The 25,047-nt window shown below is 67.8% G+C and carries 20 protein-coding genes; 14 read left to right on the top strand and 6 right to left on the bottom strand.

The annotated features are described in order from the left end of the window. The first annotated feature begins 108 nt into the window (after positions 1-108). Genes IE113_RS01585 through IE113_RS01640 form a run of 12 tightly spaced genes read left to right on the top strand, consistent with a single transcriptional unit; the run spans position 109 to position 16,267 of the window. Positions 109-1,866 (top strand): CocE/NonD family hydrolase, encoded by a 1,758-nt coding sequence (locus IE113_RS01585; RefSeq protein WP_229822045.1) that lies wholly within the window; start codon positions 109-111, stop codon positions 1,864-1,866. A 50-nt stretch (positions 1,867-1,916) separates the two neighbouring features. Then, positions 1,917-4,601 (top strand): TonB-dependent receptor domain-containing protein, encoded by a 2,685-nt coding sequence (locus IE113_RS01590; protein ID WP_189538670.1) that lies wholly within the window; start codon positions 1,917-1,919, stop codon positions 4,599-4,601. 24 nt (positions 4,602-4,625) lie between these two features. Then, positions 4,626-5,741 carry a CapA family protein gene (locus tag IE113_RS01595; protein ID WP_189538671.1) on the top strand — a complete coding sequence of 372 codons (1,116 nt, stop codon included), beginning with the start codon at positions 4,626-4,628 and terminating at the stop codon, positions 5,739-5,741. Next, on the top strand, positions 5,738-6,178 hold the full coding sequence (locus tag IE113_RS01600) for a TRAP transporter small permease subunit (RefSeq protein WP_189538672.1): 441 nt from the start codon (positions 5,738-5,740) through the stop codon (positions 6,176-6,178). Before IE113_RS01595 ends, IE113_RS01600 begins: the two co-directional genes overlap by 4 nt. Beyond that, positions 6,178-7,485: a TRAP transporter large permease gene (locus IE113_RS01605; protein WP_229822048.1), complete on the top strand. Its 1,308-nt coding sequence runs from the start codon at positions 6,178-6,180 to the stop codon at positions 7,483-7,485. Before IE113_RS01600 ends, IE113_RS01605 begins: the two co-directional genes overlap by 1 nt. 2 nt (positions 7,486-7,487) lie before the next feature. Then, entirely contained in the window at positions 7,488-8,366 is an 879-nt protein-coding gene (locus IE113_RS01610) for a hypothetical protein (RefSeq protein WP_229822050.1), read from the top strand. Continuing rightward, a complete protein-coding gene (locus tag IE113_RS01615; protein ID WP_229822052.1) occupies positions 8,363-10,447 on the top strand; it encodes a CaiB/BaiF CoA-transferase family protein in 2,085 nt (694 codons plus the stop codon). Before IE113_RS01610 ends, IE113_RS01615 begins: the two co-directional genes overlap by 4 nt. After that, the gene (locus IE113_RS01620) at positions 10,444-11,730 is read left to right on the top strand and encodes a 2-hydroxyacyl-CoA dehydratase subunit D (protein ID WP_189538673.1); all 1,287 of its coding nucleotides are present in this window, start codon (positions 10,444-10,446) and stop codon (positions 11,728-11,730) included. Before IE113_RS01615 ends, IE113_RS01620 begins: the two co-directional genes overlap by 4 nt. Beyond that, complete coding sequence (gene dctP, locus IE113_RS01625; protein WP_189538674.1) at positions 11,727-12,758, top strand: TRAP transporter substrate-binding protein DctP; 1,032 nt, start codon at positions 11,727-11,729, stop codon at positions 12,756-12,758. Before IE113_RS01620 ends, dctP begins: the two co-directional genes overlap by 4 nt. After that, positions 12,755-13,696, top strand: coding sequence for an alpha/beta hydrolase (locus tag IE113_RS01630; RefSeq protein ID WP_189538675.1), 942 nt, complete (start codon positions 12,755-12,757; stop codon positions 13,694-13,696). Before dctP ends, IE113_RS01630 begins: the two co-directional genes overlap by 4 nt. Further along, on the top strand, positions 13,693-14,856 hold the full coding sequence (locus IE113_RS01635) for a CaiB/BaiF CoA transferase family protein (protein WP_189538676.1): 1,164 nt from the start codon (positions 13,693-13,695) through the stop codon (positions 14,854-14,856). The genes IE113_RS01630 and IE113_RS01635 overlap by 4 nt, the downstream gene beginning before the upstream one ends. 25 nt (positions 14,857-14,881) lie before the next feature. Further along, the gene (locus tag IE113_RS01640; RefSeq protein WP_229822054.1) at positions 14,882-16,267 is read left to right on the top strand and encodes an MmgE/PrpD family protein; all 1,386 of its coding nucleotides are present in this window, start codon (positions 14,882-14,884) and stop codon (positions 16,265-16,267) included. On the opposite strand, the gene IE113_RS01645 is transcribed toward IE113_RS01640, so the two are convergent. The 6 genes from IE113_RS01645 to IE113_RS01670 all read right to left on the bottom strand — a co-directional run bounded on the left by IE113_RS01645 (position 16,264) and on the right by IE113_RS01670 (position 22,448). Continuing rightward, positions 16,264-17,274 (bottom strand): hypothetical protein, encoded by a 1,011-nt coding sequence (locus IE113_RS01645; RefSeq protein WP_189538678.1) that lies wholly within the window; start codon positions 17,272-17,274, stop codon positions 16,264-16,266. The two genes, IE113_RS01640 and IE113_RS01645, sit on opposite strands and share 4 nt — an antisense overlap. Continuing rightward, complete coding sequence (locus IE113_RS01650; protein WP_229822056.1) at positions 17,271-18,452, bottom strand: CapA family protein; 1,182 nt, start codon at positions 18,450-18,452, stop codon at positions 17,271-17,273. The genes IE113_RS01645 and IE113_RS01650 overlap by 4 nt, the downstream gene beginning before the upstream one ends. A 73-nt stretch (positions 18,453-18,525) precedes the next feature. Next, the gene (locus IE113_RS01655) at positions 18,526-18,939 is read right to left on the bottom strand and encodes a DUF3237 domain-containing protein (RefSeq protein ID WP_189538679.1); all 414 of its coding nucleotides are present in this window, start codon (positions 18,937-18,939) and stop codon (positions 18,526-18,528) included. Continuing rightward, positions 18,936-20,177, bottom strand: coding sequence for a flavin-dependent oxidoreductase (locus IE113_RS01660; RefSeq protein ID WP_189538680.1), 1,242 nt, complete (start codon positions 20,175-20,177; stop codon positions 18,936-18,938). The genes IE113_RS01655 and IE113_RS01660 overlap by 4 nt, the downstream gene beginning before the upstream one ends. A 73-nt stretch (positions 20,178-20,250) precedes the next feature. Beyond that, entirely contained in the window at positions 20,251-21,249 is a 999-nt protein-coding gene (locus tag IE113_RS01665) for a LacI family DNA-binding transcriptional regulator (protein ID WP_189538681.1), read from the bottom strand. 17 nt (positions 21,250-21,266) lie between these two features. Further along, positions 21,267-22,448 (bottom strand): cytochrome P450, encoded by a 1,182-nt coding sequence (locus IE113_RS01670; RefSeq protein ID WP_189538682.1) that lies wholly within the window; start codon positions 22,446-22,448, stop codon positions 21,267-21,269. 72 nt (positions 22,449-22,520) lie between these two features. Between IE113_RS01670 and IE113_RS01675 the strand changes: the two genes are divergently transcribed. Both IE113_RS01675 and IE113_RS01680 read left to right on the top strand, forming a co-directional pair. Then, positions 22,521-23,831, top strand: coding sequence for an MFS transporter (locus tag IE113_RS01675; RefSeq protein WP_229822058.1), 1,311 nt, complete (start codon positions 22,521-22,523; stop codon positions 23,829-23,831). Next, positions 23,831-25,027, top strand: a complete 1,197-nt coding sequence (locus IE113_RS01680) for a Bcr/CflA family efflux MFS transporter (protein ID WP_189538684.1) — start codon at positions 23,831-23,833, stop codon at positions 25,025-25,027. Before IE113_RS01675 ends, IE113_RS01680 begins: the two co-directional genes overlap by 1 nt. Positions 25,028-25,047: the final 20 nt, after the last annotated feature.

Here is a 25,047-nt window from a genome sequence, read left to right on the forward strand (position 1 = left end):
TGCGGGCTCTCCGGCAGATTGTCAACAATTTCGTCAGCGCTTTTTTGATTGCCTCTGCGCCCCGCATCACGGATCACAGGGCCACAAGAAGGACAGGAGAGGCAGGGAATGCGCGCGACCGCAACGGTCATGGCGATGCTGGCGATGGTGATCGCCCCGCTTCCGCCTGCCGCGCATGCGCAGGGCCCGTCGGCTGATGCGCTCGCGCCGCACGTCCAGCCTTACGAAAACGTCCAGCGGACATCGTTGTATGTTCCGGTGCGCGATGGCACGCGGCTGGCGGTCAACATCTATCGCCCGGCCACCCCGCAGGGGGTCGAAACGGCCCGGCTGCCGGTGATCTTCGTCTTGACGCCCTATCGCGCGCGCTTTCGCGACGCCCAGGGGAAAGTGCAGGAAGCCGCGCTGGAAGACCGGCTGGCGCTGCGTTCGCTGATCCGCGCCGGATACGTCGTCGCCGTGGCCGACATTCGCGGCAAGGGGGCCAGCTTTGGCAGCCGCCGGGGCTTTCAGGACCGAACCGAGGCCTATGACGGCCATGATCTGGTCGAATGGCTGGCCCGGCAGGATTTCTCCACCGGCAAGGTTGGCATGATCGGCTGCTCCTATCTGGGAGGCACCACCTTCCACACGGCATCGACCACGCCGCCCTCGCTCAAGGCGGTGTTCGTCGGGGCCTCCGATCTCGACAAGTATGCCTTCGTCCGGAATGGCGGCATCACCGCGCAGTTCAACACCCGCCCGGATGAACCCGCCGAAGTCGATCTGGCCAGCCTACCGGTCGACGGCGATGGCGATGCGGCGCTGCTGCGTGCGGCCGTGGCCGAACACGCGCGCAACACCCCGATGGCACCATTGTGGTACGGCATGCCCCACCGTGACAGCCTGTCCCGCTTCACCGGCAATGCGTTCTGGAACGAAGTGGCGATGTTCAACTACGTCGACCGGATCGAGGCCGCCGGGATCGCTACCTATTTCTGGGGCAACTGGCAGGACGAGCCGACCGCGCAGTCGATCCTGTCTGCCGCCAACATCACGGGCAGCCGCCTGCTGGTCGGCCCCGGCAGCCATTGCGTGCCGCCGCCGGGCTTCAACTTCACGGGCGAGGTCGTGCGCTATTTCGACCATCACCTGAAGGGCGCGGCCAACGGTCTGGCGCAGGCCCCGCGCGCGACCTACTGGGTCGAAGGGCAAGGCTGGGTCCGGTCTGACCGGCTGCCCGGCACCGAGGCCCGGCCCATGACCTGGCACCTCGCGGGCGGGCGCAGCGGCACTTCGCAAGCCGCCAATGATGGCACGCTGCAACAGCGGCCTGACCGCGCGGGCCGGGATACTTTCCGGGTGGATTACAATCTGCCCGACGCTGACTATTTCGCATTCTGGGCCCAGCCGATGGACCGTCACGGCCTTGCCTGGACCAGCGCGCCGCTGGCCGCGCCGCTCAAGCTGGTGGGCATGCCGGTCGTGCGGCTGACGGTCAGCGCCGACCGGCCCGACGCGCACGTCTGGGCCTATCTCGATCAGGTCGATTCAGCCGGCAAGGCACAGGTCATCGCCTTTGGCCGCCTTGCCCTGTCGCATCGCAAGACCGCCAAGGCGCCTTATGATACGCTGGGCGCGCCTTATCATTCCGGGCTGCGGGCCGATGTCGCGCCGCTGCCGGTTGGCAGCAAGGCCCGGATCGACTTTGCCCTGACCGCCTTGTCGCAGGTCGTGCCCGCCGGCCATCGCCTGCGGCTGACCGTGACGGGAGCCGATCCGCGCCAGCGCAACTTGCGCGAGATCCGGCAGGACCCGCCGCCACAAATCACGATCTGGCGGGGGGCAGGCAGCGGGTCTGCCATAGATTTGCCGGTAATGGACTAGATTTGGAACGGGAATAGGGCCGCGCGCCCGATAATGAGGGAGTGAGGATAATGACGGGATCTACCACGCGGCGCACGCGCCGGATTGCACTGTTGCTGGGCTGCTGCCTGGCCACGCTGGGCTGGGCCGACCTGGCCCTGGCGCAGGATCAGGCGGATGAGGCCAACACCGCTGAAGACGGGATTGTCGTAACCGGCAGCCGCGTGCGCGGGGAAGCGCCCGTCGGCGCGACCGTGATCGCGCTGGGACGGTCGGAAATTGAAGCCTCCGGGGCTTCGACCGTTGATCGCATGATCAAGGAAATTCCGCAGAACTTCGACCTTGGCGTGTCCGAAAACTCGCGCGGCCAGTCGGGCGGCAGCGGCAACATCGTCTATGGCAACACCGTCAACCTGCGCGGCATTGGCCCCTACGCGACGCTGGTGCTGATCGACGGCCACCGCGTGACCAACAACAGCCGTTCGGTCGATCCGTCGATCCTGCCCTCGCTGGGGGTGGAGCGCGTCGAAGTGGTCGCGGACGGCGCATCGGCCATCTATGGTTCGGATGCGGTGGCCGGCGTGGTCAACATCATCCCACGGCGCACCCTCAACGGGGCCGAGGCGATGGGCCGCTATGGCATCTCCGACGATGGCAAGTTCGATGAAAAGGCTCTGGGCCTGGCGCTGGGCAAGGTGTTCGATCGCGGCCAGGTGATGATCGCCTATGAACATGTCGAGCGCGACAACCTGTCGGGTGACGACCGCGCGTTCTTCACGAGCAACCAGACCGCGTTCGGCGGGCCGGATGGCCGCACCACGCGCTGCTATCCCGGCACGATCCGCGCTGGCGGCGTGACTTATGCCATCCCGGCCGGAGGCGTCACCCAGGCCACCGCCGGGTCGCTGGTCGCGGGCAGCAGCAACAAGTGCGATATCCAGAGCCGCCAAGACCTGTTCCCGCGTCAGAAGTATGACTCGGTCAACGGCACCGGCCGGTTCGATCTGACCGATTGGCTGACGGTCTCGCTCGACGCGTTCTATTCGAAGCGCAGCTTCTACCGCCGCTCGGCCTATTCGTCGGCCTCGGTCAGCGTGCCGCAGACCAATGCCTTCTTCGTCCGCCCGGCGGGCTTCGCGGGCACCAGCTACACCGTCGACTACATGTTCAAGGAACTGCCGGCGAACGACTCCTACGGCTTTGCGGAAAGCTGGCAGATCACCCCCAGCGTGAAGGTGAAGCTGCCGCACGATTTCGAACTGGAACTGCTGGCCGGATACGGCAAGACGCGCGACCTGTCGGAATCGTATTACGGCATCAACAACGCCGCGCTGAATGCCGCCCTGGCCAGCAGCAACCCCGCGACCGCGTTTGACATCTATGGTGGGGGCCGCACCGATCCGGCGCTCTACGCCACGCTGGCAAACCAGATCTTCATCGCACCGACCAATGGCCGCCTGAAGACCTATGAAGCCCGCCTCAACGGCGCGCTGTTCGAGCTGCCGGGCGGTTCGGTGAAGCTGGCGACCGGTTACGAACGCCAGGAATTCAAGGTCGCGCTCGGCTCCGCGCGCGGCGGGCCGACCACGCCGCTGACCTTCCGCAACTTTGGCCGTTCGGTGGATTCGGTCTATGCCGAAGTCTATGTCCCGATCTTCGGGTCGGGCAACGCGACGCCCGGCTTCGAGCGGCTGGAACTGAACGCCGCCGTGCGTCACGACAAGTACAGCGACGTCGGCAGCACCACCAATCCCAAGTTCGGGATCAACTGGGTTCCGGTTGACGGGGTTAAGCTGCGCGGCAGCTATGGCACCTCGTTCCGCGCGCCGACCATTCCCGAAATCTACGGCAACTCGAACAACCTGTTCGTCCAGAACTATTCCAATCCCACCGGCGGCACGATCACCGGCGTCGCGCTTTCGGGCCAGAACCTGAACCTGCGGCCGGAAACGGCCAGCACCTGGTCGATCGGGGCCGATTTCGATCCGCTGCCGGGGCTGAAGCTGGGCGTCACCTACTGGGATGTGAAGTACGAAAACCAGGTGATCGCGAACCTGTCCAACCTGGCGATCCTGGGCAACGCGTCGATCTATAACGGCACGAACATTCTCTACACCGGCACCGCTGCGGGCGCGCAGGTGCAGAGCTACATCAATGCCGGGATCGGCGTGGTCGGCACGCTGCCGGTGGGCGGGGCATCCGCCGTCACGGTGTTCGTTGACGGGCGCAGCCAGAACCTGGGGGTTTCGATCACCCGGGGGATCGACTTCACCGCCAATTACCGCACCGACATTTCCGCGAATGACAGCCTGACCTTCAACCTCAGCGGGACGTACCTCACCAAGTACCGGGTAGCGGTTACCCCCGCCGCGCCGCTGAACGATCAGCTGAACCTGATCTTCAACCCGCTGAAGTTCAAGCTGCGCGGCAGCGTGACCTGGGATCATGGGCCGCTCAGCCTGCGGGCGCTGCTGACCCATGTCGGCGGTTACACCAACAACATCGCCAACCCGGCGCAGTCGGTCGGCTCGTTCAACCCGGTTGACTTGTCGCTCACCTGGAAGGTTGGCGATAAGGACGGCGGCAACCTGCTGACCAGCGGGCTCACGCTGGGGCTTGAAGTGCGCAATGTGTTCAACGAACGTCCGCCGTATGTGAACATCGCCCCCAGCGGCAACGGCAGCGGCGGGTATGACGCAACCGCCGCCGATCCGCTGGGCCGCGTGTTCGCAGCCACCATCCGCAAGTCGTTCTAAGCCGGAAAGGGCGCGAGACTTAGCATGATCGAGCCTCGCGCCCTGTCCCTGGTGCTGTCCGGCGACCTCGTGCTCGACGAGCCGGACGGTGACCACTGGCTGTCCGGCATCGCCCCGGCGATTGCCGCAGCCGATCTGGCAATCGGTCACCTTGAAGTGCCGCACACCACGCGCGGCAGCGAACTGGCCGGAGACGTGCCCGCACCCGGCGCGCCGCCGGAAAACCTGGGCGCGATTGCCCGTGCGGGCTTTGCCATGCTGAGCCTCGCCGGCAATCACATGGCCGATTGCGGCGAATTGGGCATTGTCGACACGATGGCCGGGCTGGACCGGCTGGGCGTGGCGCATTGCGGGGCGGGGCTGGATCTGGCCCGCGCCGCCGCGCCGGCGCGGATCGAGCGCGCGGGCCGCAGCGTGGCATTGCTCAGCTACAATTGCGTCGGGCCGGAAGCGAGCTGGGCCACTCCGGCCCGGGCAGGCTGCAATTACCTGCGCGTCGAAACCGCCGATGGCTCTCCCATCGCCCCGGCCGCGCCGCTTGAGCGGGCCGCACCGGAAGCGTTCGAAGCACTGCACCGCGATATCGCCCATGCCTGCGCCACCGCCGATCTGGTGATCGTGGCGCTGCACAAGGGGCTGGTCCACACCCCCGCACGCCTTGCTCCCTATGAGCGTCCGCTTGCCCATGCCGCCATCGAAGCAGGGGCGGACGTGGTGATCGGGCATCATGCCCACATCGTGCGCGGGATCGAGTTTCACCATGGCCGCCCGATCTTTCACGGGCTGGGCAACGGCTGCGTCGTCACCCGCGCGCTCAGCCCCGCGCAGGACCACCCCGCCCGGCGCGAGTGGGCCGAGCGGCGCAAGCGCATGTTCGGGTTCGAACCGGACCCGGCCTATGATCTCGCCCCATTCCATCCCGAAGCGATCAATGCCTTTCTGGGGCGGCTCGAATGGGCTGCGGACGGCACGCTGCGCACGGGCATCGTCCCGGTCCATGTCGAAGCGCCGGGACGCCCGGTGCTGGCCGATGCGGAGCGCCGCCAGGCCATCGCGCGGTATCTGGAATGCATCACCGTCGCCGCCGGCTTGCCACCGATCAGCGTGGATGCGGACGGCTGGGTAAGGGAAGCGGAATGAAGAACCTGCTGATCTGGACCGGCGGGCTGGGCCTGCTCGCCGCCACCGCGATCGATACGCTGGCCGTGGCCGGGCGCCATGCCGGATTGCCGGTCGAAGGGGCCATCGAAATGGTTCAGGTGGCGGTGCTGGTGGCCGGATCGCTGGCGCTGCTGTGCGCCACCATCGCGCGCAGCCATGCGCAGATCCACTTCCTGATCGACCGCCTTCGCGATCCATACAAGGACTGGTCCAAGCGGATCGCGCTGCTCTCGCTGGCGCTGTTCCTGGCGGCCTTGCTGGCCGGATCGGTCTGGATCGCGCTGGACCTGTGGCACAGCCACGAGGAAAGCGAACTGGTCGGCGTGCCGTGGCGCTGGATGCGCGCGGTTGCCAATGCCGCGCTGCTGGCCGGGGTGGTGATCGCCCTGCGTCAGGCGCTGACAAGGAAATCCTGATGTACGCCAACCCCGAAACCGGAATGGTCGGGATCGCCGCGCTGGTCGCGCTGCTGCTGCTGGGCGTGCCGATTGGCGCGGCGCTGGGGCTGATCGGCATTCTGGGCCTGATCGTGGTGATCGGGTTCGAACCGGCGCTGATCAAGGCCGGGGTCACCACGGTCGAAACGCTGACCCGCTATGAACTGGGCACCCTGCCGCTGTTCATCCTGATGGCGCAGCTGTTCTTTTCCGCCAACGCCAGCCGTGACCTGTTCGACGTCGCCGCGAAGTTCCTTGGGCATCGCCGGGGCGGGCTCGCCTATGCCTCGGTCGCCGGGTGTGCCGGGTTTGGCGCGATCAACGGGTCCAGCCTGGCTACCGCCGCGACCATCGGGATGGTCGCCCTGCCCGAAATGCGGCGGCGCGGCTATTCTGATGCGCTGGCCACCGGCACGGTCGCCGCGGGCGGCACGCTGGGCCAGATGATCCCCCCGTCGGGCGCGCTGATCGTGTTCGGGATCATTGCCGAACAATCGATCGGTAAGCTGTTCACCGCCGCCATTATCCCTGGCCTGACGCAGGCGTTGTTCTATGCTCTGGTGATCTGGCTGCTGATGCGGGTCCGGCCGGACCTGGCCCCCGCCAGCGAACGCGCGACCTGGTCCGAACGCTGGCGCGCGCTGCGCCGGGTGGCAGACATGCTGCTGCTGATCAGCTTCGTGATCGGCGGGATCGCGGTGGGCCTGTTCAGCCCGTCCGAAGCGGCCGCCGTGGGCGCAGCGGGCGCACTGGCAATTGCCGCATGGCGCAAGCGGCTGAACCGCACGATGCTGTTCACCGCGTTCGATGAAACCCTGCGCACCAGTGGGATGATCCTGCTGGTGGTGATCGGGGCGCTGATCTTTTCGGTGTTCGTCAGCGTCACCGGGCTGGCCGAGGCGATTGGCGACGCAGTGACCGGGCTGGGACTGGGCCCGATGGCGACACTGGTGGTGGTGGCAATCCTGCTGCTGCTGCTGGGCTCCGTGCTCGACGGGCTGGCGCTGATGCTGCTGACCACGCCGATCCTGCTGCCGGTGGTCACCGCGACGGGCATGTCGCCGATCTGGTTCGGGATCTTCCTGGTCCGGGCGATGGAGATCGGCTTCGTCCACCCGCCGCTGGGCATGAACCTCTATGTCATTCAGGGCGTGGCCAAGGACGTCAGCATCGCGCGCGTGTTCAAGGGCGTCGCTCCGTTCCTGGCTAGTGACCTGGTGCACTTGTTCCTTCTGATCCTGTTCCCGGCGCTGGTCATGTGGCTGCCGGGCTATCTTGGGCAATAACGATGATCGCTTCTGTCGGCACTGACCTTCCCCTGCAGGTTCTTCGGGCCACGGGCCGCTATGCCGGACCGCTGACCTGGGACATCGACCGCGCCTTTCCGCTGGCCGGGCAGTGGCTGGAAAGCAAGTTCGCGACCTGGGCGTTCTCGATCCTTGAGGACTGGGCCCAAGGGCGCTTTGACGCGCTGGACGCCGTGGTTTTCACGCGCAGCGACGACAATGCCCAGCGGCTCTATTACTACGTCTGTGAACTGCGGCGGCGCGGGTTGCTGCGCGGGCCGGAGCCGATCCTGTTCGATGTCGGCTTCATCGGCCGCGCCACCAGCGCCGCGCGCACTGTCGCATCGGTGCGGGCGCTGGCCAGCCGGTTCGGCGTCAGCGACGCGGCCATCGAGGCGGAACTGGTCCGGGCGGACGCGGCCTCTGTGCCTGCTCCTGCCCCTGCAGCTGGCCCGGCCTGCCTGCTGGCCGGAACGCCCCCGCCGGACGAGCGGGTTAGCGCCATGATCGCCGCCGCCGGGTTCCAGCCTCATGGTGACACGCTGGAGCAACTTTGGGCGCGCGAATGCCCCGGCGTGGCGGTTGGCACAGGCGATCCCTGCGCCGCTATCGGCCATCGCCTCCATGAATGGCAGCCCGGCCCGCGCGGCTTTTTCAATCGCGGCGCAGCAGTCGTGCAGGCCGCTCGGGCGGTATCGGCCAAGGCCGCGGTGCTGTGGTTCGTGGAAGAGGACGAAGCCCTTGTCTGGCACTTGCCGGCACAGCGGCGCGCGCTGGCCGAGGCCGGCATCCCGACACTGGCACTCTCGCGCCGCAGCTGGCGGGCGGACGATGGGCTGGACGCCGAAATCACGGCCTTCCTGAAGGAGGTCGCGGCATGAAGCTGCTCGCAGGACACCGGGTGGCCGTGCTGGGGGCGATGGCAGAGCGCCCGCTCGCACGCTACCTCGCCTCGCTGGGGGCGGAACTGGGCGGCGCGGTGGAAGGTGCGTCGTTCGTGATCGACGATCTGGGCCTGGGTGCGCTGGAAGGCGTGGCGATCCCGGCCAGTGCGGTCCATGTCTCGGTCACCCCCTTTGGCTCGGACGGGGTCCGGGCGGGCTGGCAGGGCGGCGAGCTGGTCGCCTCGGCGATGGGCGGAGCCTTGCGCGTGACGGGCGAACCCGGTCTGCCGCCGGTCAAGGAAGCGCTGGATGCCTGCACCTTCCACGCCGACATGGTCGCTGCGGCCGGAGCCATGGCGGCGCATTACGCGCGCGGCACCATCGGGCAAGGCCAGCATGTCGATGTTTCGATCCAGCAGGTCGCGTTCAGCCGCAATTTCAACGGCATCCTCGTCTGGCAGTTCGACCAGCGCAAGCTGGCGCGGGTCGGCGGGGCACTGGCCTATGGCCGGGCGACGGTGCGGGCGATCTGGCAACTGGCCGATGGGTACTGCTTCCATTCGCTGATGACCGGACGGCTGGGCGCGCCCGCCAACCAGGCGCTGTCGGACTGGATCGACGAGGCCGGGATGCCGAATCCGCTGCGCGGGGTGGACTGGCTGGCCTATAATCGCTCAACCCTGCCCGCCGAAACGCGCGCCGAATGGGAGGCCGCGATCGACGCGTTCTTCCGCACCCGGACCAAGGCGGAAATGGCCAGCGAGGGCCTGCGCCGCGGGATCAACGCTTGCGTGGTGAACGAGCCCGCTGATGTGTTGAACGACCCGCATCTGGCCGCGCGCGGCTTTCTCGCCACGGCGGATGGCCTGCCAGACCGCTTCGCCTCGTTCCGCGAAGGCCCGGCGGCACCCCTGCCCGCGATCCACACCGGCGCGCGCCCCGGTCCGCTGTCGGGTGTGCGCGTGCTGGACTTTGCCTGGGCGCTGGTCGGATCGATCACCACCAAGACGCTTGGCGATCTGGGCGCGGATGTGGTCAAGATCGAATCGCGCACCCGTCCGGATCTGGCCCGGCTTGACGTGCAGGTTTCAGCCTCACGCGCGGGCAACTGGGACGACAAGCCGTGGTTCGCGCACCTCAACAGCTCCAAGCGCAGCCTGTCGCTCGACCTGAAAAAGCCCGAAGCGCGCGAAGTGCTGAACCCGCTGATCGACTGGGCCGACGTGGTGGTTGAGAATTTCTCGCCCGGCACGATGAAGAAGCTGGGGCTGGACTACGATACGCTGGTGCAGCGCAATCCCGGCGTGATCATGGTATCAGGCAGCGTGTTCGGCCAGACCGGGCCAATGGCGCAGGAATGGGGGGTGGACGGCACCGGCGGGGCGCTGTCGGGCCGCACGTTCTTGACCGGCTGGCCGGATCGCGCTCCGGTGATCCCCGGCGCGGTGCCCTATGGCGATGTGATCGTGCCGTTCGTCATGGCGGCCGGCGTTTCCGCCGCGCTGCAATTCCGGCGCGAACATGGCCGGGGCTGCCATATCGATGCATCGATGTATGAAATCTGCGTCCAGCAGATGCGCGCCAGCCTGGCGGCGGCGCGGCGCGGCGAACGGCCCCAGCGCAGCGGCAATGCTGATGCGGGCGTGCTGTTCCAGGACGTTTTCCCTGCGGCCGGCGATGATCGCTGGGTCGCGATCAGCGCCTTCACGCCCGAGCAGCATGCCAAGCTGCTGGCGATCACCGGCCCGGACATCGCCAGCTGGACCGGCACGCGGGAAGATCATGCCATCGCTGCCCAGTTGCAGGCCGCCGGGATCGCCTGCGGCGTGGTGCAGGACGCGGAGGACATGATCGAGCATGATCCGCAACTGGCGCTGCGCGGCGCGCTGGTGACCCTGCCGCATCCGCTGCTGGGGCCGTTCGGCCACATCGCCACGCCCATGCTGTTTTCGCGGGATCGGCTGGAGCCATACCGCGCACCCGCCATGGGCGAACATTGCGCCGAAGTGGCGCGCACCCTTTGCGGCCTTTCGGATGACCGGATCGCCCAGCTTGCAGCAGCAGGAGTTTTCCAATGACCACCCCCACCGGCCAGCGGATGCGCCAGACCCTGGCCTGCACGGCCGCGGCCAATGCCTATCAGAAGCAGTTCGGCATCGACCTGAAGCGGCGGGTGGTGGATGAGGGCGAGCCGTTCGCCATTGTCCAGGCCGATACCCCGCACGAGATCTTCCACGTGATGGACATCCCGATCATCACCAACCAGTGGTGGTCGGCCTATATCTCCGCCAAGCAGCTGTCGGGCCGCTACTTCGAGGTCATGGCCGAGCATGGCTATCCCGAAAACAGCTGCAAGTACTGCTCGCTGGGGCTGGCCTGCACGCTGGCGAACGATCCCAAGACTGCGCCGTGGGGTGGCTTGCCCACCCCGACCGTGCTGGTCGCGCGGCTGACCTGCGACTGCATCCAGCACGTCTTCGGCCAGTGGGCCGAGGCGATGGGGACCGAATTCTTCGCGATGGAAGCGCCCGCGTGGGAACACAAGGACCCGCGCTGGTTCGCGCATTCCAACCGCGACTGGGACGAGATCTATCAGCCCGACCGGATCGCGCTGATGGTTTCGGAAATGCGCGACCTGATCACCCTGCTGGAAAAGCGCACCGGCCGCCGCTTTGACGAGGCGAAGCTGCATCACCTGATGGAGCGGATCAACGAGCAGGAAGGCTATATCTGGGAAGCCAACCAGGCGCTGGCCAAGGCCCGGCCCTGTCCGGTCTCGATTGGCGAGCAGATGTCCAACACGATGATCCCGCAATGGCATCGCGGGTCGGATTGGGCAGTGAACCACGCCCGCCGGTTCCGCGACGAAGTGCTGGACCGGATCGCGCAGGGGCAGGGTGCGGCGGATGACGAGCGTATCCGCCTGATGTGGATCGGTGCCGGGGTGTGGCACGATCCGGGCTTTTACCAGGCGCTGGAAGAGCGGATGGGCGCGGTGTTCGTGTGGTCGATGTACATGCCTTTCGCCGGGCCGCAGTACATCCGCGAGCTCAAGGACCGGCCGATGGAGGCGCTGGCCAGCCGGATCTGTTCGATGAACGAGGTGCTGCACCTGCCGCCGTGGATGAACGGCTGGATGGAAAGCGAGGCAGAGCGCTGCGGGCTGGATGCCGCCGTGGTGCTGCTGCCGCCGGATAACCGCCTGTCGCAATCCGGCACCCGGCTGACCGCGCTCTCGCTGGAGCAGGCGGGCATTCCGGTGCTGATGATCGATGCCGACATGGTCGATGCCAAGAACTGGGACCATGACCGGATGGTCACGCTGGTGGGCAATTTCCTGACGGAAAAAGGCCTGGCATGAGGGCGCTGGTCCTCTTGCTGCTGATCGCGCTCGCGGCCTGCGCCCGGCCCGTGCCGACGGGCGTGACCGAGCTGACTTATGCCACGCCCTATCCGCCGTCGCACCCGTTCAGCCGGGCCGACCAACGCTGGATCGATTTCGTGGCGCAGCGGTCTGGCGGGGCGCTGCGGATCAGGCCGGTGTGGTCGGGCGGATTGTTGTCCGCCGACATGTCGATGGAGGAACTGCGCCACGGCGTTGCGGACATCGGACTGATCACGCCGATCTATATCCGGGGCGGCACGCACCTGATCCGGATCCAGTCGGGCTTCTATGCCGGAGCGGACAGCATCGAGGCGCAAGTTGCGCTGTTCCGCTGCATCGCGGCTGCCAGCCCGGAAATCGGGCGGGAACTCGCCGGTCTGAAAGTGCTGGCCGTGCAGGGTGGATCGCTGCCGGGGATCGTCACCACCAGCCGCCCGGTTAATACGCTGGACGACCTCAAGGGCCTTCGCCTGCGTGCGCCGACCGAGCTGCTTTCGGTACTGCGCGCGCTGGGAGCGGACCCGGTCAACATGCCGATGGGCGAGGTTTATTCCGCCATGTCCAAGGGCGTGATCGACGGGGTGGTGGCGCCGGGCGACACGTTCCGCTCGCTTCACTTTGCCGAGACGGCGGATTACTTCAACACGCTGTCGGTGCCGCGCGGGGCCTATCCGGCGCGGGCGATGAACCAGCGGCGGTGGGATGCGCTGTCCCCGGCCCAGCAGCAGGTGCTGGAAGACGGCATCGCCGTGTGGGAAGCCGCACTGGCAGAGGAAATCCGTGCGGCGGAAATCCGGGGGCTGGACGAAGCCCGTGCCAAGAAGGTGCGCATCACCCCCATGCCCGCAGCGGACCAGCAGCGCTTCGACGCGCTCTACCTGCGCGAGGCGGAGAGCAACGCGCGCCTGCTCGATCGTTTCGGCATCGACGGAATGCAGGCCTTCCGCGCGGCGCGCGCATCGATCCCGGCGCGCAACCGCGTTGAATGCCGGAGCGGCGCATGACGGTCCGGCTGACCCTGATCGCGGCGACCGTCGCACTGGCCCTCGCTTCGCCAGTTCAGGCCAGCGCGCTCACGGCCCGCACCATTGGTCCGGCGGCAGGCAGCGGGCCAACCCCCGCCATCGCCGAGAGCTGGAACGACGCGCCGGGCTACACCGTCTATCGCCCCGCGCGCCTGCCCCGCGCGCGAATGCCGCTGGTGCTGTGGGGCAATGGCGGATGCCGCGACAACGGCCTGTCCGCCAGCCACTTCCTGCGTGAGATCGCCAGCCACGGCTATGTCGTGATCGCCAATGGCAGCGCCAGGGAAGAATCCCCGGTGCTCGACCAGTTGCCCGCCGCCGACGCCCCCCCGCCGGGCAGCCCGCCCCGCGCCACCCCGGATGAGACAACCGTCGCGCAGTATCTTGCCGCAATCGACTGGGTCCAGACCGCGCGCAAGGGCGCCAGGAGCCGCTGGGCTGGTCGGATCGACCTGACCCGGATTGCGGCGATGGGGCACAGCTGCGGCGGCCTGCAGGCGCTGGCTGCCGGAGCGGACCCGCGCATCGCCACCGTGGTGGCCTTCAATAGCGGGGTCTATAACCGCATGGGCACTGGCCTCAGCGGGGTGCGGATCACCAAGGACGACCTCAAAAAGCTGCACACCCCGGTCGCCTACTTCATCGGCGGCCCTGCCGACATCGCCTTCGCCAATGCCGCCGACGATGTCGCGCGGCTGAGCCATGTTCCGGTGCTGGGGGCCAATCTGCCAGTCGGCCACGGCGGCACGTTCCGGCTGGCGGGCGGCGGCGACTGGGGCCGGGCGGCTACCGCCTGGCTCGACTGGCAGCTGAAAGGCGATGCCGCCGCCGCAAAGTGGTTCGTCGGCCGCGACTGCCGCCTGTGCACCACATTCGGCTGGACAATCACGCGCAAGCAGTTTCCGGAGAACCCATGACCCAACCTCTCGCCGGCATTCGCGTAGCCGATTTCAGTCACGTCATGGCCGGGCCCTATGCCTCGCACCTGCTGCGCCTGATGGGCGCGGAAGTGATCAAGATCGAGCCGCGCGGGGGCGACAATTTCCGCAATTACGGCGGCGACCGGCGCTATGATGGCATGTCCCCGGCGTTCATCGCGGCCAATGCGGGCAAGAAGTCGATCGCGCTCGACCTGAAGAACGACGAGGACAAGGCCATTGCCAGCGCCATCGTGGAACGCTGCGATGTGCTGCTGGAAAACTTCCGCCCCGGCGTGATCGACCGGCTGGGGCTGGGCTATCAGGACGTCACCGCATTCAACCCGCACATCGTGTTCTGCTCGATCTCTGGCTATGGTCAGGTCGGCCCGCAGCGGGACTGGCCGGCCATCGACAACATCGTGCAGGCCACCAGCGGGATGATGATGCTGAGCGGCGACGAGCAGGACCCGCCGATCCGGATCGGGTTTCCCATCGTCGACACGCTGACCGGGCAAACCGCCGCACTGGCCATTCTGGGGGCGTTGATGCGGCGCGCCGGGGGCGGGGCAGGCAGCTACATCGACGTGTCGATGTTCGATGCCAGCCTGGCCTTCATGACCTCCGCGCTCACCCCGTTCCTGGCGACCGGGACGCCGATGGCGCGCATGGGCAACACCGGCTATTCCGGCCTGCCCACCGCATCGCTGTTTATCGCCCGTGACGGGCGCGAAGTGTCGCTCGGCGTGGTCCAGCCCAACCAGTTCGACGCGCTGGCCCGCCATGTCGGGCGGCTGGACTGGCTGGATGATCCCCGCTTTGCCAGGCCCGATGCCCGCCGCGCCAATTTCGATGCGATGAAGGCTGAACTGGCCGCTGTGATGCTGACCCGCGACGCTGCCGACTGGGAACGCGACCTGAGCGCGATCGGTGTGCCGTGCGGGATGGTTCGCCGCGTGGATGAAGCCGCCGCGCTGGCGGGCGCGGACGCGCTGTTGCCGCTGACCGTGCCGGGCCTGCCAGGAGGCGGGAACATCGCGATCCCCAATGCCGGGTTCCGGATGACCCCGGATGGCCCCGGCACGGATGTGCCGCCGCCCCGGCTGGATGAACACCGCGCCGAAATCCTCGACTGGCTGGGAATGCGCGAGATCGCCTGAGGCGGTCTCGCGGCAAGGCATGACGATGAACACCGGCATCAGCGACCTCGTGACGCAGCGCCTTGCTGCCGTGCGGTTTGCGGATCTGCCCGCCAGCACCGTGACGGCGGCCAAGCAGGTGCTGCTCGATGCCTGCGGGGTAATGCTGGGGGCAAGCGGCCTTTCAGACGAAGTGCGGCCCTTCGCGGCGCTGGCCGCCGCGACCGGATCGGGTCCGTGCGCGGTATTGGGGACCGGGCAGCTGGCCAGCGCCCCGTTTGCCGCGCTGGCCAACGGCGCGATGGCTCACGCGCTGGATTATGAAGACGCTTTCGATCTCGCCCCCGGCCATCCCAATGCCAGTCTGGTCCCCGCGCTGATCGCGCTGGCGCAGGCGGAAGGGCCGGTTGACGGGGCCCGCTTTCTGACCGCGCTGGCCATTGGGTGTGATTTGTCCTGCCGGATGGGGCTGGCCCTGCGGCGGCAGATGGAGGACGGAGGCTGGTATCCTCCGCCCATTCTGGCCGGGTTCGGCGCGGCGGCGGGCAGTGCCCACTTGCTGGGGCTGGGTGCGGAACAGCTGCGCGATGCCCTGTCGCTGACGCTGTGCCAGGTGACGATGCCGGGCGAAATCAAGCACAGTCCGGCCACCGTGATCCGCGCCGTGCGCGAGGCATTTCCCGCACAGGCGGCGGTCCTGTCAGCCATGCTCGCCCGTGAGGGCGTGTCCGGGTTTGAAGCTCCGTTGGAAGGGCCGGGCGGGTTCTATGCGCTTTATGCCGGCGGACAGTTCGATCCCGCCGACCTCAGCGATGGTCTGGGCGAACGGTTCTGGATCGAGCGGCTGACCTTCAAGCCCTGGCCCAGCTGCCGGGGAACGCACCCGTTCATCGAACTGGCACTGCGCCTGCGCGGCGAACACGGCTTCTCGCCGGACGCGATCACCGCCATCGATGTCCGGATCGACGAAGTCCAGCGGATGCTGACCGAGCCGGCAGCCCGCAAGAACGCGCCGCAAGTTGCGATCGATGCGAAGTTCAGCATTCCGTTCTGCACCGCGCTGGCGCTGCGGCACGGGGCGGTCGATCTGGATGGGTTTTCGGCTCAGCGGCTGGCCGATCCGGCGATCCTGGAACTGGCGGCGCGGGTCCGTCCGGAAGTCCGCCCCCAAAGCGGCTGGCTGCGCGGATCGGGCGGCGCGATGACCGTGCATCTGGCCGATGGGCGGCAGCTCTGCGCCGAGGTGGACAACGCTCTGGGCTGTCCGGCCCGGCCGCTGGACGAGGCGGCGCTGGTGCGCAAGTTCGTCGATTGCGCAGGCCGGGCCCGGCGGCCCCTGTCCGGGGCGGCCGCGCGGCAACTGGCGGCGCGGATTCTGACGCTGGAAGATTGCCCCGACGTCGGGGCGCTGTTCGGGGACGCGCCGCGCTAACCCTGACGCTTCGCCGCGAGACGGGGAGCCAGTGAGAGCAACACGATCGCGCCGATCAGGATGGCCGCGCCGACCAGCTCTGCCGGGCGCGGCTCCTTCAACCCGCAGAAGGCTGCCAGCAGGATCGCCCCACCCACGCCCGCGACCAGGCTGGCCGCGCGCTCCAGCGGCACGCAATAGGCGTTCTCGCGCGGGTCGAGCAGGATGATGATCGCCAGCACCGAAATCACCGTCAGCGTGCTGCCAATGCCCAGCATCGAGACGAGTGCCGGATCGCGCCACACATCGATGAAGCCCCAGTGCAGCTCGCCCGCCTGCCCGCCGATCCCGGACGCCGAAATCGCCGCCAGAATGGCTACCGACAACGGCAGCGCCACGACCTTCTCCTCCACGAAGTAACGCCGCACCGACGCCGGATCGCCCGACTTCGAAATCTTGGTCATCACCACCAGCCGCATGAAGTAGCCGATGGTGTAAAGCACCACTGTCAGGATCGCGAGCGGCGGCAGGTGCAGGCCGCCTCGGTCGCTTAACGTGATGACCAGCGCGATCAGCACCATGACCAGCGCGGTCCAGCTCCACCAGCGGACCTTGCGCCCGAACAGCAGATCGACCAGCGGCGCGATCACCAGAATGTCGCCGCGCATGATCAGCTGGATGAACGGGATGCTGACCCCTTCGAAGGTGAACGAGAGCGGCACCGTGAACAGCACCAGCGAGGTCCCGATCCCGGACAGCACGGTATAGCGCGTCGGCACCGGCACGCGTGTGGCGCCCACTTGCACCGCGTTGGCATCCTTGTGCCAGCCTGACAGCCAGATGAAGGCATAGGTCAGCACCAGGTTGATGATCAGCGAGGCCGGCAGCGTCTCCAGCCCGGTTAGCGGCCGGCCCAGCGCCGCATTGGGCGTGCTGGTCACCAGCTTGGTGATGATGACGTTGGGCAGGTAGGCCAGGAAATAGAGAAAGACGAAGCCTTCCAGCGGAAATGCTCGCACCGCCTTCATGCCACGCCCTCCAGTTCGACCATGTCCGCGCTCGCCCGGTAGCGGGCATTCAGCCCGGCCTCGCCGGTCACGGCAGTCATGTAATCGACCACGGCGGCGTGTTCGGCGCTGCCCGGTACGGCGAGCCGGGGCACGGCATCACGGCCGATGTGCAGCGGCAGGAACCCGGCGCGAAGCAGCTTGCCGCCCGCGATTTCCAGCCTTGCGATGATCGAGAGCCGCGCGGCGGTGGGGAAATTGTAGAGTCCTTCGAAGTCCGGCTCCCACTCCTCGGCCAGCACGCGGATCTCGTTCCAGCTTCTCGATTTGGCGTGGGCCTCGTCCATCCTGAGGTCGGTGGCGAAATTGCAAAGCGAATAGAACACCGGCTTGCCGTCAATTACCTCGCACCCTTTCAGGATGTGCGCGTGCCCGCCCAGGATCGCGTCGGCCCCGGCGGCAATCGCGGCGCGGGCAACATCGCGCTGGTAATCGGCAATCACCGCGCGGACGAAGTGGATGCCCCAGTGGTGCGAAACGATCACGACATCCACTTGCGCCTTGGCAGCCCGAATGTCGGCCTCCATCGCGGCGAGATCCTCGCGGTGGGGATAGGTATGAACCCGCGCGGGCGTGCCGGGCTGGTCGTGCTCGATCTGCTCATAGATCGTGTGCGCGCGCATCGGGGCGCAGCCGGGGCGGCGTTCGTCGGCCCAGGTGCTGTGCGGCAGGATGCTGGAATAGGCCAGGATCGCCACCCGCGTTCCGTCACCCAGCGTGCGGAGCACCGGCCGCCGCGCTTCGACGATTGTTGCGCCCGCACCGACCACGGCCAGCCCCACCGCCTCAAGATTGGCGCGCGTTTCGAAGAACGCCCCAGCGCCCCAGTCCATGCAATGGTTGCCCGCCATCGAGATCACGTCGAACCCCGCACGCGCCAGCGCCGCCGCGCCATCCGGGCGGGCGAGCACGGCGTGGCGCACTTGCGGCAAGCGCTCCCCCCGCTCGGCAAAACTGGTTTCCAGCTGGCCAAAGGTAATGTCCGCCGCGCCCAGCAGATCGCGGGTGGCGACAAAGCTTTCGTCGTAATCAGCGCGGTCCATCGCCAGATCGCCGGTGGCCAGCAGGATATGGGTCATGCGTCTCTCCCCGCCCGATCCGGCATAGGCGTGGTGCGCTGCCATAATCGTAATGAACAATAACAATTCTGGCAGGTTGCGCAAGCGCTTGCAGGGCGTCCGGGCGCCGTCGATACCGCCCGTAAATCGGGATTTAGAGCTGGGGTAACGCGAACACGTCGATGGCGACGCAATCGTCCAGCTTGCGGCCTAGCCCAAGATATTGCGCCTGATTGAGCGCAGCGTGCGCGGAATCAGCGGTGCGCAGCCAGATGCTGGACCAGAATCCGCTGGCCCCGGCCCCGCGCAATCCGCGCGATTGCAGTTCTACCCGCGCGCCGCTGTCCAATTCGAGCAGATAGCGCGCCTCGATCCCGATGGCGCCGTCTGGTCCCAGTTCCTGCCAGTCGGTTCCGCCGGGCAGGATCGCGCCGCTCAGGCCGCCGCTCACCGTGCCGCCCGTGATCCGCACCAGCCGCACCGGTCCGCCGCTGGCCGGGTCCAGCGCGGCGGGCGCCTCGACCAGCACGCGCAGGGAGAACAGCGGCGGCTGGCCGAACGGGGTCATGCCGGTTGCAGTCCGACCTTGGCGGCCACGGCTTCCTTGGAAAAGCCGGCCACCGCCTTGTAACGGGCAGCGATGGCTTCCAGTTCGCCCTCGGCAAACACGTCCTCGATCCGCGCGAAGCCGTCCGGCGCGCGTTCTTCGGCCAGCTGCATGCAGATTTCGGGGCCGTTGCCGCGATTGGCCAGCACGATCTTGGCGGTGGCGGGCAGGCGCTCTGCCTCATAGGCGCGCAGGGCTGCGGCCGGGTCGGCGTGTTCGGCCAGCGCCCGGACCAGCGCGTCGGCATCGAGGATGCCCTGCGAGGCACCGTTGGAGCCGATCGGGTACATCGGATGCGCGGCATCGCCGAGCAGGGTGGTGACGCCAAACGTCCAGGCGGGCAGCGGATCGCGGTCCACCAGCGGGAATTCAAACACCTTGTCGGCGTCCGCGATCAGGCCCGGAACGTCGAGCCAGTCGAACGTCCAGTCGGCAAAAGCGCCGGCGAAATCGGCCTTGTCGCCTTCCTTGTTCCAGTTCTCGCGCTCGGGCATCTGGTCGACGGTCAGTTCGGCGATCCAGTTGATCGTCTGCAATCCGTCTGCGCCGGGGCGGTCGATGGGATAGCACACGAACTTGCGGTCCTGGTGCCCGGCCATGATCATCGATGCGCCGGTCATGAACGGCTTGGCGCGCGATGTGGCGCGCCACAGGATGCGCCCGCCATAGCGCGGCAAGCCCTCGTCCGGATAGCGCAGCCGGCGCAGGGTGGAGTGGATGCCGTCGGCGCCGACCAGCACATCGGCCTCTACCGTCACGCGGCTGCCATCGGGCCGTTCAAACGTGGCGGAGACCGGCGAGCGGTCATCGACCGCGACCAGCCGGTGACCGGTCTGCACCTTGTCGGCACCAAGCCGCGCCCTGGCCGCCTTGAACAGCGCCACCTGAAGCTTGCCGCGGTGGATCGACACCTGCGGCACCGGATAGCCGGCAAACCGGCCGCGCGGTTCGCCCCAGATGCGCTGGCCGTGGCGGTTGGTATAGACCAGCTCCGCCGTGGCGACGCCCAGGTCTTCCAACTGGTCGGCCAGCCCCAGCCGGTCGAGAATCGAGATCGCGTGGGGCAGAAGGTTGATGCCGACACCCAGTTCGCTCACTTCGGGAACGGCTTCGAACACGGTTACGTCATGCCCGGCTTCGGCCAGCAGCATGGCCGCCGCGCAGCCGGTGATCCCTGCCCCGGCAATACAGATCCGCATCGATTTCCGCCCCGTTCCAGTTCCAGATTCGGGGCCGGTTGCTAGGCGCGGGTGGCCGCGCTTGCAAGCGCCGTCACGCGCTTTCGCGGGCGATCAGGCGGAAACCGACATCGATTGATTGTTCACGCGGTGGCTCGCCCGCGGCGTGGCGTGTGATTGCGGCGATGGCTTCGCGCGCGATGCGGCGGCCATCGACGTCGACCGTGGTGATCGTCGGGCGCATTTCCCCGGCGATCGAGCTGTTGCCAAACCCGACCACGGCCAGCCCGTCCGGCACGCGCAGCCCGGCGGCCTGGGCCTCCACGATCAGGCCCTGCGCCAGATAGTCCGATCCGCAGACCACGACATCGGGCAGTTCCGGCAGGCGGCGGATATCGGCAAAGGCGCGGCGGGCGTGGCCATAGCGGGACGGGATGTCGACGGTCGCCAGCGTCACCTCACCCCCGGCCAGCGCCTGCCATTCGGCGACAAAGGCATCGCGGCGCTGCCCCGCGCGGGCGCCATCGGCGGTAATCAGGTGCGGCCGGCGATAGCCGCGCGACATCAGGAACCGCGCCATGTCGCGCCCCGCCGCCTCGTGCGAGAAGCCCACGGCAAGGCCCACCGGTTCGGCGGGCAGTTCCCAGATCTGGATGAACAGCGCCGGGCTTCGCCGCACCAGTTCGACGATCTCCGGTTCCAGCGGCCCGGACGAGATGATCGCATCGACCCGGCGGCTGAGCGCGCCGCGGATCAGCTCGCTGGTGCGCGCCGAGGACACCCCGGTGATCCCCAGCATCACGTTGAGCCCGGCGGCGGAGAGTTCCTCCACCATCGCCTCGATCGTGTCGTTGAAGATCGAATCGGTCAGGTGCGGGATCAGCACCGCCACCATCTTGCTTTTGTTGGAAGCCATCCCGCTGGCCAGCAGGTTGGGGATGTATCCGGTAGCCGCAATCGCCGCGCGGATCCGTTCGGCCGTGGCGGGCGCGACGACTTCCGGGTTGTTGATGAAGCGGCTGACCGTGGCCGAGGAAACGCCGGCCTGGGCGGCGACATCATCCAGGGTCGGGTTCTTGCGGGTTGGCGCCATGCGCCGGACTTGCCCGATCAGGCCGCGAAGCGCAACGGCACCGAAATCGCGCCGATTTCCGGCCAGCGCGCGGGCACGACCGGGCCGGCCAGATCGAACCCGGTGGTGGCGGCCAGCAATTCTTCCAGCATGACCCGCACTTCCATCCGCCCCAGATGCACGCCGGGGCAATTGTGCGGTCCGCGCCCGAAGGCCAGATGCGCGGCGATGTTGGGCCGGTTCAGGATGAATTCGCAGCCATTGGGGAACACGTCCTCATCGCGGTTGGCCGAGGCATAGACCAGCGCGATCGCTTCGCCCGCCGGGATCGTCCGTCCGCCGAATTCGACATCTTCCACCGCCGTGCGGGCAAACCCGCGATAGGGGGTGTAGAGCCGCAGGAATTCCTCCACGGCGGCAGGTACGTTCGCCGGATCGGCGCGCAGTTGCGCCTGCAAGGCCTGATCGCGCGACAAGTGGATCGCAATGCTGCCCATCAGCACCGTGGGGGCCACGATGCCGACCACCAGCACCTGGCGGACCATGCCAACGATCAGTTCATCGGGCAGCGGCTCGCCATTGTGGCGCGCTTCCAGCAAGGCACTGGTAATGTCCAGCGCGGGATCGCGCGGCTCCGCCTTGCGCAGCGCGATCAATTCACGCGCCATGTCGTAAAGCTTCAGGCTGGTTGCCTTCATCGCTTCCGGATCGTTCATGTTGACCGCCAGGATGAAGGCCCGCCCGGATTGATGCAGCGGTTCCACCCAGTGCGGCGGAACGTTCATCCATTCGCCGAACACCTGCACGGGCAGATAGCTGGCATATTCCGAACAGATGTCGCCCCCGCCTGCCGCCACCAATGGAGCCAGCAGGGCGCGGGCGTGGCGCCGCGCGACCGGTGCGAACTGTTCCGAATGCGCCAGCGACAGCAGCGGGTTCAGGGTGCGGCGATACGGCGTGTGTTCCGGCGGATCGAGATGCAGCGGCGGTCGCCGCCCGGTGAACGCCACCTTGGGCACCACGTTCTGGACCGAAGTGATGAAGGTTTCGGGGCTGCTGGCGGCGCGTTTCACGTCCTCATACCGGGTCAGCGCCCAGAAGCCGCCCATTTCGGTGGTATGCGCCACCGGGCAGCGCGCGCGCAGATCGGCGAACAGATCGTGCGCGGTGTCAAAGCTTTCGGGAAGCGAGGGGTCGAAATCCTGAATGCCATTTGCCATGATGGCGGGGCATAAGTATCGAGGCGGAATCATGCAAGCGCTATCATGCAGCTTGCAGTCGGGGGAAACAGGGTGAGCGACAGCGCAGTTCCACGCAGCGAGGCCGGGATCGAACAGGCGGTTGGCATCAAGGTGCTGTGGCGGCTGGTCCTGCCCTGCGCGCTGTTCATTCTGGTCGGCGCGATCGACCGGACCAACGTGGGCTTCGCCGCCCTGCAGATGAACGCGGACCTGGGCCTGTCCAGCACGCAGTACGGGTTTGCCGCCGGGGTGCTGTTCATCGGCTATGTCCTGGCCAAGTATCCCAGCGTGCTGGCCTATGAAGCGCTGGGGATGCGCCGCTGGCTGGCGCTGATCACCTTTGCGTGGGGCCTGGGGGCCAGCGCGATGGCGGCGGTGACCAGCGAATGGCAGATCTATGCGCTGCGGCTGTTCATCGGCTTCATGGAAGGGGGGTTGTCTTCCGGTCTCATGATCTACCTCAGCCAGTGGGCGCCCGAACGCTGGCGCGCGACGATCCTGGCGGTGCCGATCATGTCGATCAACATCAGCCAGGTGATCGGCGCGCCGCTGTCAGGCTGGCTGCTGGACCTCGACAATCCGCTGGGGATCGCGGGCTGGCGGTTCATGTTCCTGATGGAAGGGCTGCCCGCGCTGGTGCTGGCGGGCTTCGCGCTGGCCTATTTCCCCGATGCCCCGCGCGAGGCGCGCTGGCTGACGCCGGATGAGCGGGCATGGGTTACCGCCAACGTGAAGGGCGCGGAAAAGCCGCCCGCCGATGGGAATCGCAGCGAACGGTGGGCCGCCCTGCGCAGCCCGGTGGGGTGGACCTGCGCGGCGATCTGGTTCTGCATCCTTGCCAGCAATTATGGCGTGATGTTCTGGCTGCCGACCATCGTGAAGGGGCTGTCAGGGCTCAGCGCGACGCAGACCGGGCTGATCGTGGCGCTGCCGAATGCGGCAGCGGCCATCGCGCTGGTGCTGAACGCGCGCCATTCGGACAAGACCGGCGAACGGGTGCTGCACGTGGCGATCCCGGCGCTGATTGGCGGTGCGGGTCTGCTGGCCGCATTCCTGCTGGGTCCGGGGCTGCCGGGGCTGGCGATGCTGGTGCTGGGCGGGGCCTGCACCGGCTGCACGGTCGCCGCGTTCTGGGCGATCCCGACCAAGCTGCTGCCGCCACGCGCGCTGGCGATGGGGATCGTGATGATCAACATGCTGGGCAGCTTTGCCGGGGCGACCATCCCCGCCGCGATGGGCGCCTTGCGCCAGGCCAGCGGATCGTTCCTGCCGCCCACGCTGCTGCTGTTCGGCATTGCGGTCGTTTGCGCCGCGCTGTGTCTGGTCGCGCGCCGCCAGTTGCGGCAACTGCCCAGCGGCTGATGCGGGGCGCCGCCGCCACCAGCCGTCCACCCGGATTGGGCACGATCCTGTTGCTGGCGGCGATTGCCGCGCTGGGATCGCTGGCGACCCAGCTGATCGTTCCGGCGCTGCCGCTGTTGGCGGCGGACTTGCGGGCGAGTGCCGCCGATGCGCAGTTCGTGATCGGGGTCTATCTGGTCGGGCTGGGGGCGGGCCAGCTGGTCGCCGGGCCGGTGGCCGACCGGCGCGGACGCAAGCCGGTGCTGCTGGCAGGGCTGCTGCTTTATTGCCTGGGCAGCGCAGCGGCGTTTGTGGCCACCAGCCTGCCACTGCTGCTGGCCGCGCGGCTGGCGCAGGCACTGGGCGCGTCGGCGGGCGTCGTCACCACGCGGGTGCTGGTCAGCGATCTGTTTCCGCCAGAGGAAGCCGCGCGCCGGCAGGCCTCGTTGATGGCCGTGATCCTGATTTCGCCCGCGCTGGCCCCGGCCATTGGCGGACTGATTGGTGAACTGGCCGGGTGGCGCGCGATCTTTGCGGTGCTGACCGTGGCCGGATTTTGCGGCGCGCTGCTGGCATCGCGCAGCCTGCCCGAAGCGGCTCCGCCTGCCGCTGGCAGCGTGGTCCGACTGGGTCCGGCCTTGTTGCGGCTGGCGCGCAACCCGCGCTTTCTGGCTCCCAGTCTGGCCATCGCCGGGGGCAGCAGCGCGCTCTACATGTTCATCGGCACCACCCCGTTCCTGCTGACCCACGACTTTGCGCTGCGCCCGCGCGAGGTGGGGCTGGCGATGATGCTGGTGGCACTGGCCAGCATTGCCGGGACGTTCACGGTCGCGCGGATCGACCGGCGCGGCCATGCCTTGCTGGCGGGGGCGGGCCTGCTGCTGACATCGGCGCTGCTGTTGCTGGCGGGCGCCCTGGCGGGGCTGCATTCGCTCGCCGCGTTTCTGGTGCCGATGATCGTGCTGGGGCTGGGCGCGGGGATCAGCGGACCGGCGGGCATCACCCGCGTCCTGCGCAGCACGCCGGGGCTGGAAGGCACCGCGACCAGCATCTGCGGAGCGGCACAGATGCTGCTGAGCGCGCTGGCGGCGGCCTCGCTCAGCCGGTTTGCGCCGGTCGGTACGCTGGCTCTGGGTGTAGCGCTGACGCTGGCCACCGGCATTGCCATGAGCGCGGCAATCTGGGCGCACCGGAATTCCATGCAAGGGCTTGCATAAAGGGCGGCGCGCGCTAAAGG

Source organism: Novosphingobium arvoryzae (assembly GCF_014652615.1).
GTDB classification, from domain to species: Bacteria; Pseudomonadota; Alphaproteobacteria; order Sphingomonadales; family Sphingomonadaceae; genus Novosphingobium; species Novosphingobium arvoryzae.

Excerpts from the sequence above, each read along its gene's own strand:
- dctP (WP_189538674.1), top strand. The coding sequence starts at position 11,727 with ATGAGGGCGCTGGTCCTCTTGCTGCTGATCGCGCTCGCGGCCTGCGCC.
- IE113_RS01585 (WP_229822045.1), top strand. The coding sequence starts at position 109 with ATGCGCGCGACCGCAACGGTCATGGCGATGCTGGCGATGGTGATCGCC.
- IE113_RS01635 (WP_189538676.1), top strand. The coding sequence starts at position 13,693 with ATGACCCAACCTCTCGCCGGCATTCGCGTAGCCGATTTCAGTCACGTC.
- IE113_RS01600 (WP_189538672.1), top strand. The coding sequence starts at position 5,738 with ATGAAGAACCTGCTGATCTGGACCGGCGGGCTGGGCCTGCTCGCCGCC.
- IE113_RS01630 (WP_189538675.1), top strand. The coding sequence starts at position 12,755 with ATGACGGTCCGGCTGACCCTGATCGCGGCGACCGTCGCACTGGCCCTC.
- IE113_RS01655 (WP_189538679.1), bottom strand. The coding sequence starts at position 18,939 with ATGACCCCGTTCGGCCAGCCGCCGCTGTTCTCCCTGCGCGTGCTGGTC.
- IE113_RS01665 (WP_189538681.1), bottom strand. The coding sequence starts at position 21,249 with ATGGCGCCAACCCGCAAGAACCCGACCCTGGATGATGTCGCCGCCCAG.
- IE113_RS01615 (WP_229822052.1), top strand. The coding sequence starts at position 8,363 with ATGAAGCTGCTCGCAGGACACCGGGTGGCCGTGCTGGGGGCGATGGCA.
- IE113_RS01620 (WP_189538673.1), top strand. The coding sequence starts at position 10,444 with ATGACCACCCCCACCGGCCAGCGGATGCGCCAGACCCTGGCCTGCACG.
- IE113_RS01645 (WP_189538678.1), bottom strand. The coding sequence starts at position 17,274 with ATGAAGGCGGTGCGAGCATTTCCGCTGGAAGGCTTCGTCTTTCTCTAT.
- IE113_RS01595 (WP_189538671.1), top strand. The coding sequence starts at position 4,626 with ATGATCGAGCCTCGCGCCCTGTCCCTGGTGCTGTCCGGCGACCTCGTG.
- IE113_RS01590 (WP_189538670.1), top strand. The coding sequence starts at position 1,917 with ATGACGGGATCTACCACGCGGCGCACGCGCCGGATTGCACTGTTGCTG.
- IE113_RS01670 (WP_189538682.1), bottom strand. The coding sequence starts at position 22,448 with ATGGCAAATGGCATTCAGGATTTCGACCCCTCGCTTCCCGAAAGCTTT.
- IE113_RS01605 (WP_229822048.1), top strand. The coding sequence starts at position 6,178 with ATGTACGCCAACCCCGAAACCGGAATGGTCGGGATCGCCGCGCTGGTC.
- IE113_RS01640 (WP_229822054.1), top strand. The coding sequence starts at position 14,882 with ATGAACACCGGCATCAGCGACCTCGTGACGCAGCGCCTTGCTGCCGTG.
- IE113_RS01610 (WP_229822050.1), top strand. The coding sequence starts at position 7,488 with ATGATCGCTTCTGTCGGCACTGACCTTCCCCTGCAGGTTCTTCGGGCC.
- IE113_RS01660 (WP_189538680.1), bottom strand. The coding sequence starts at position 20,177 with ATGCGGATCTGTATTGCCGGGGCAGGGATCACCGGCTGCGCGGCGGCC.
- IE113_RS01680 (WP_189538684.1), top strand. The coding sequence starts at position 23,831 with ATGCGGGGCGCCGCCGCCACCAGCCGTCCACCCGGATTGGGCACGATC.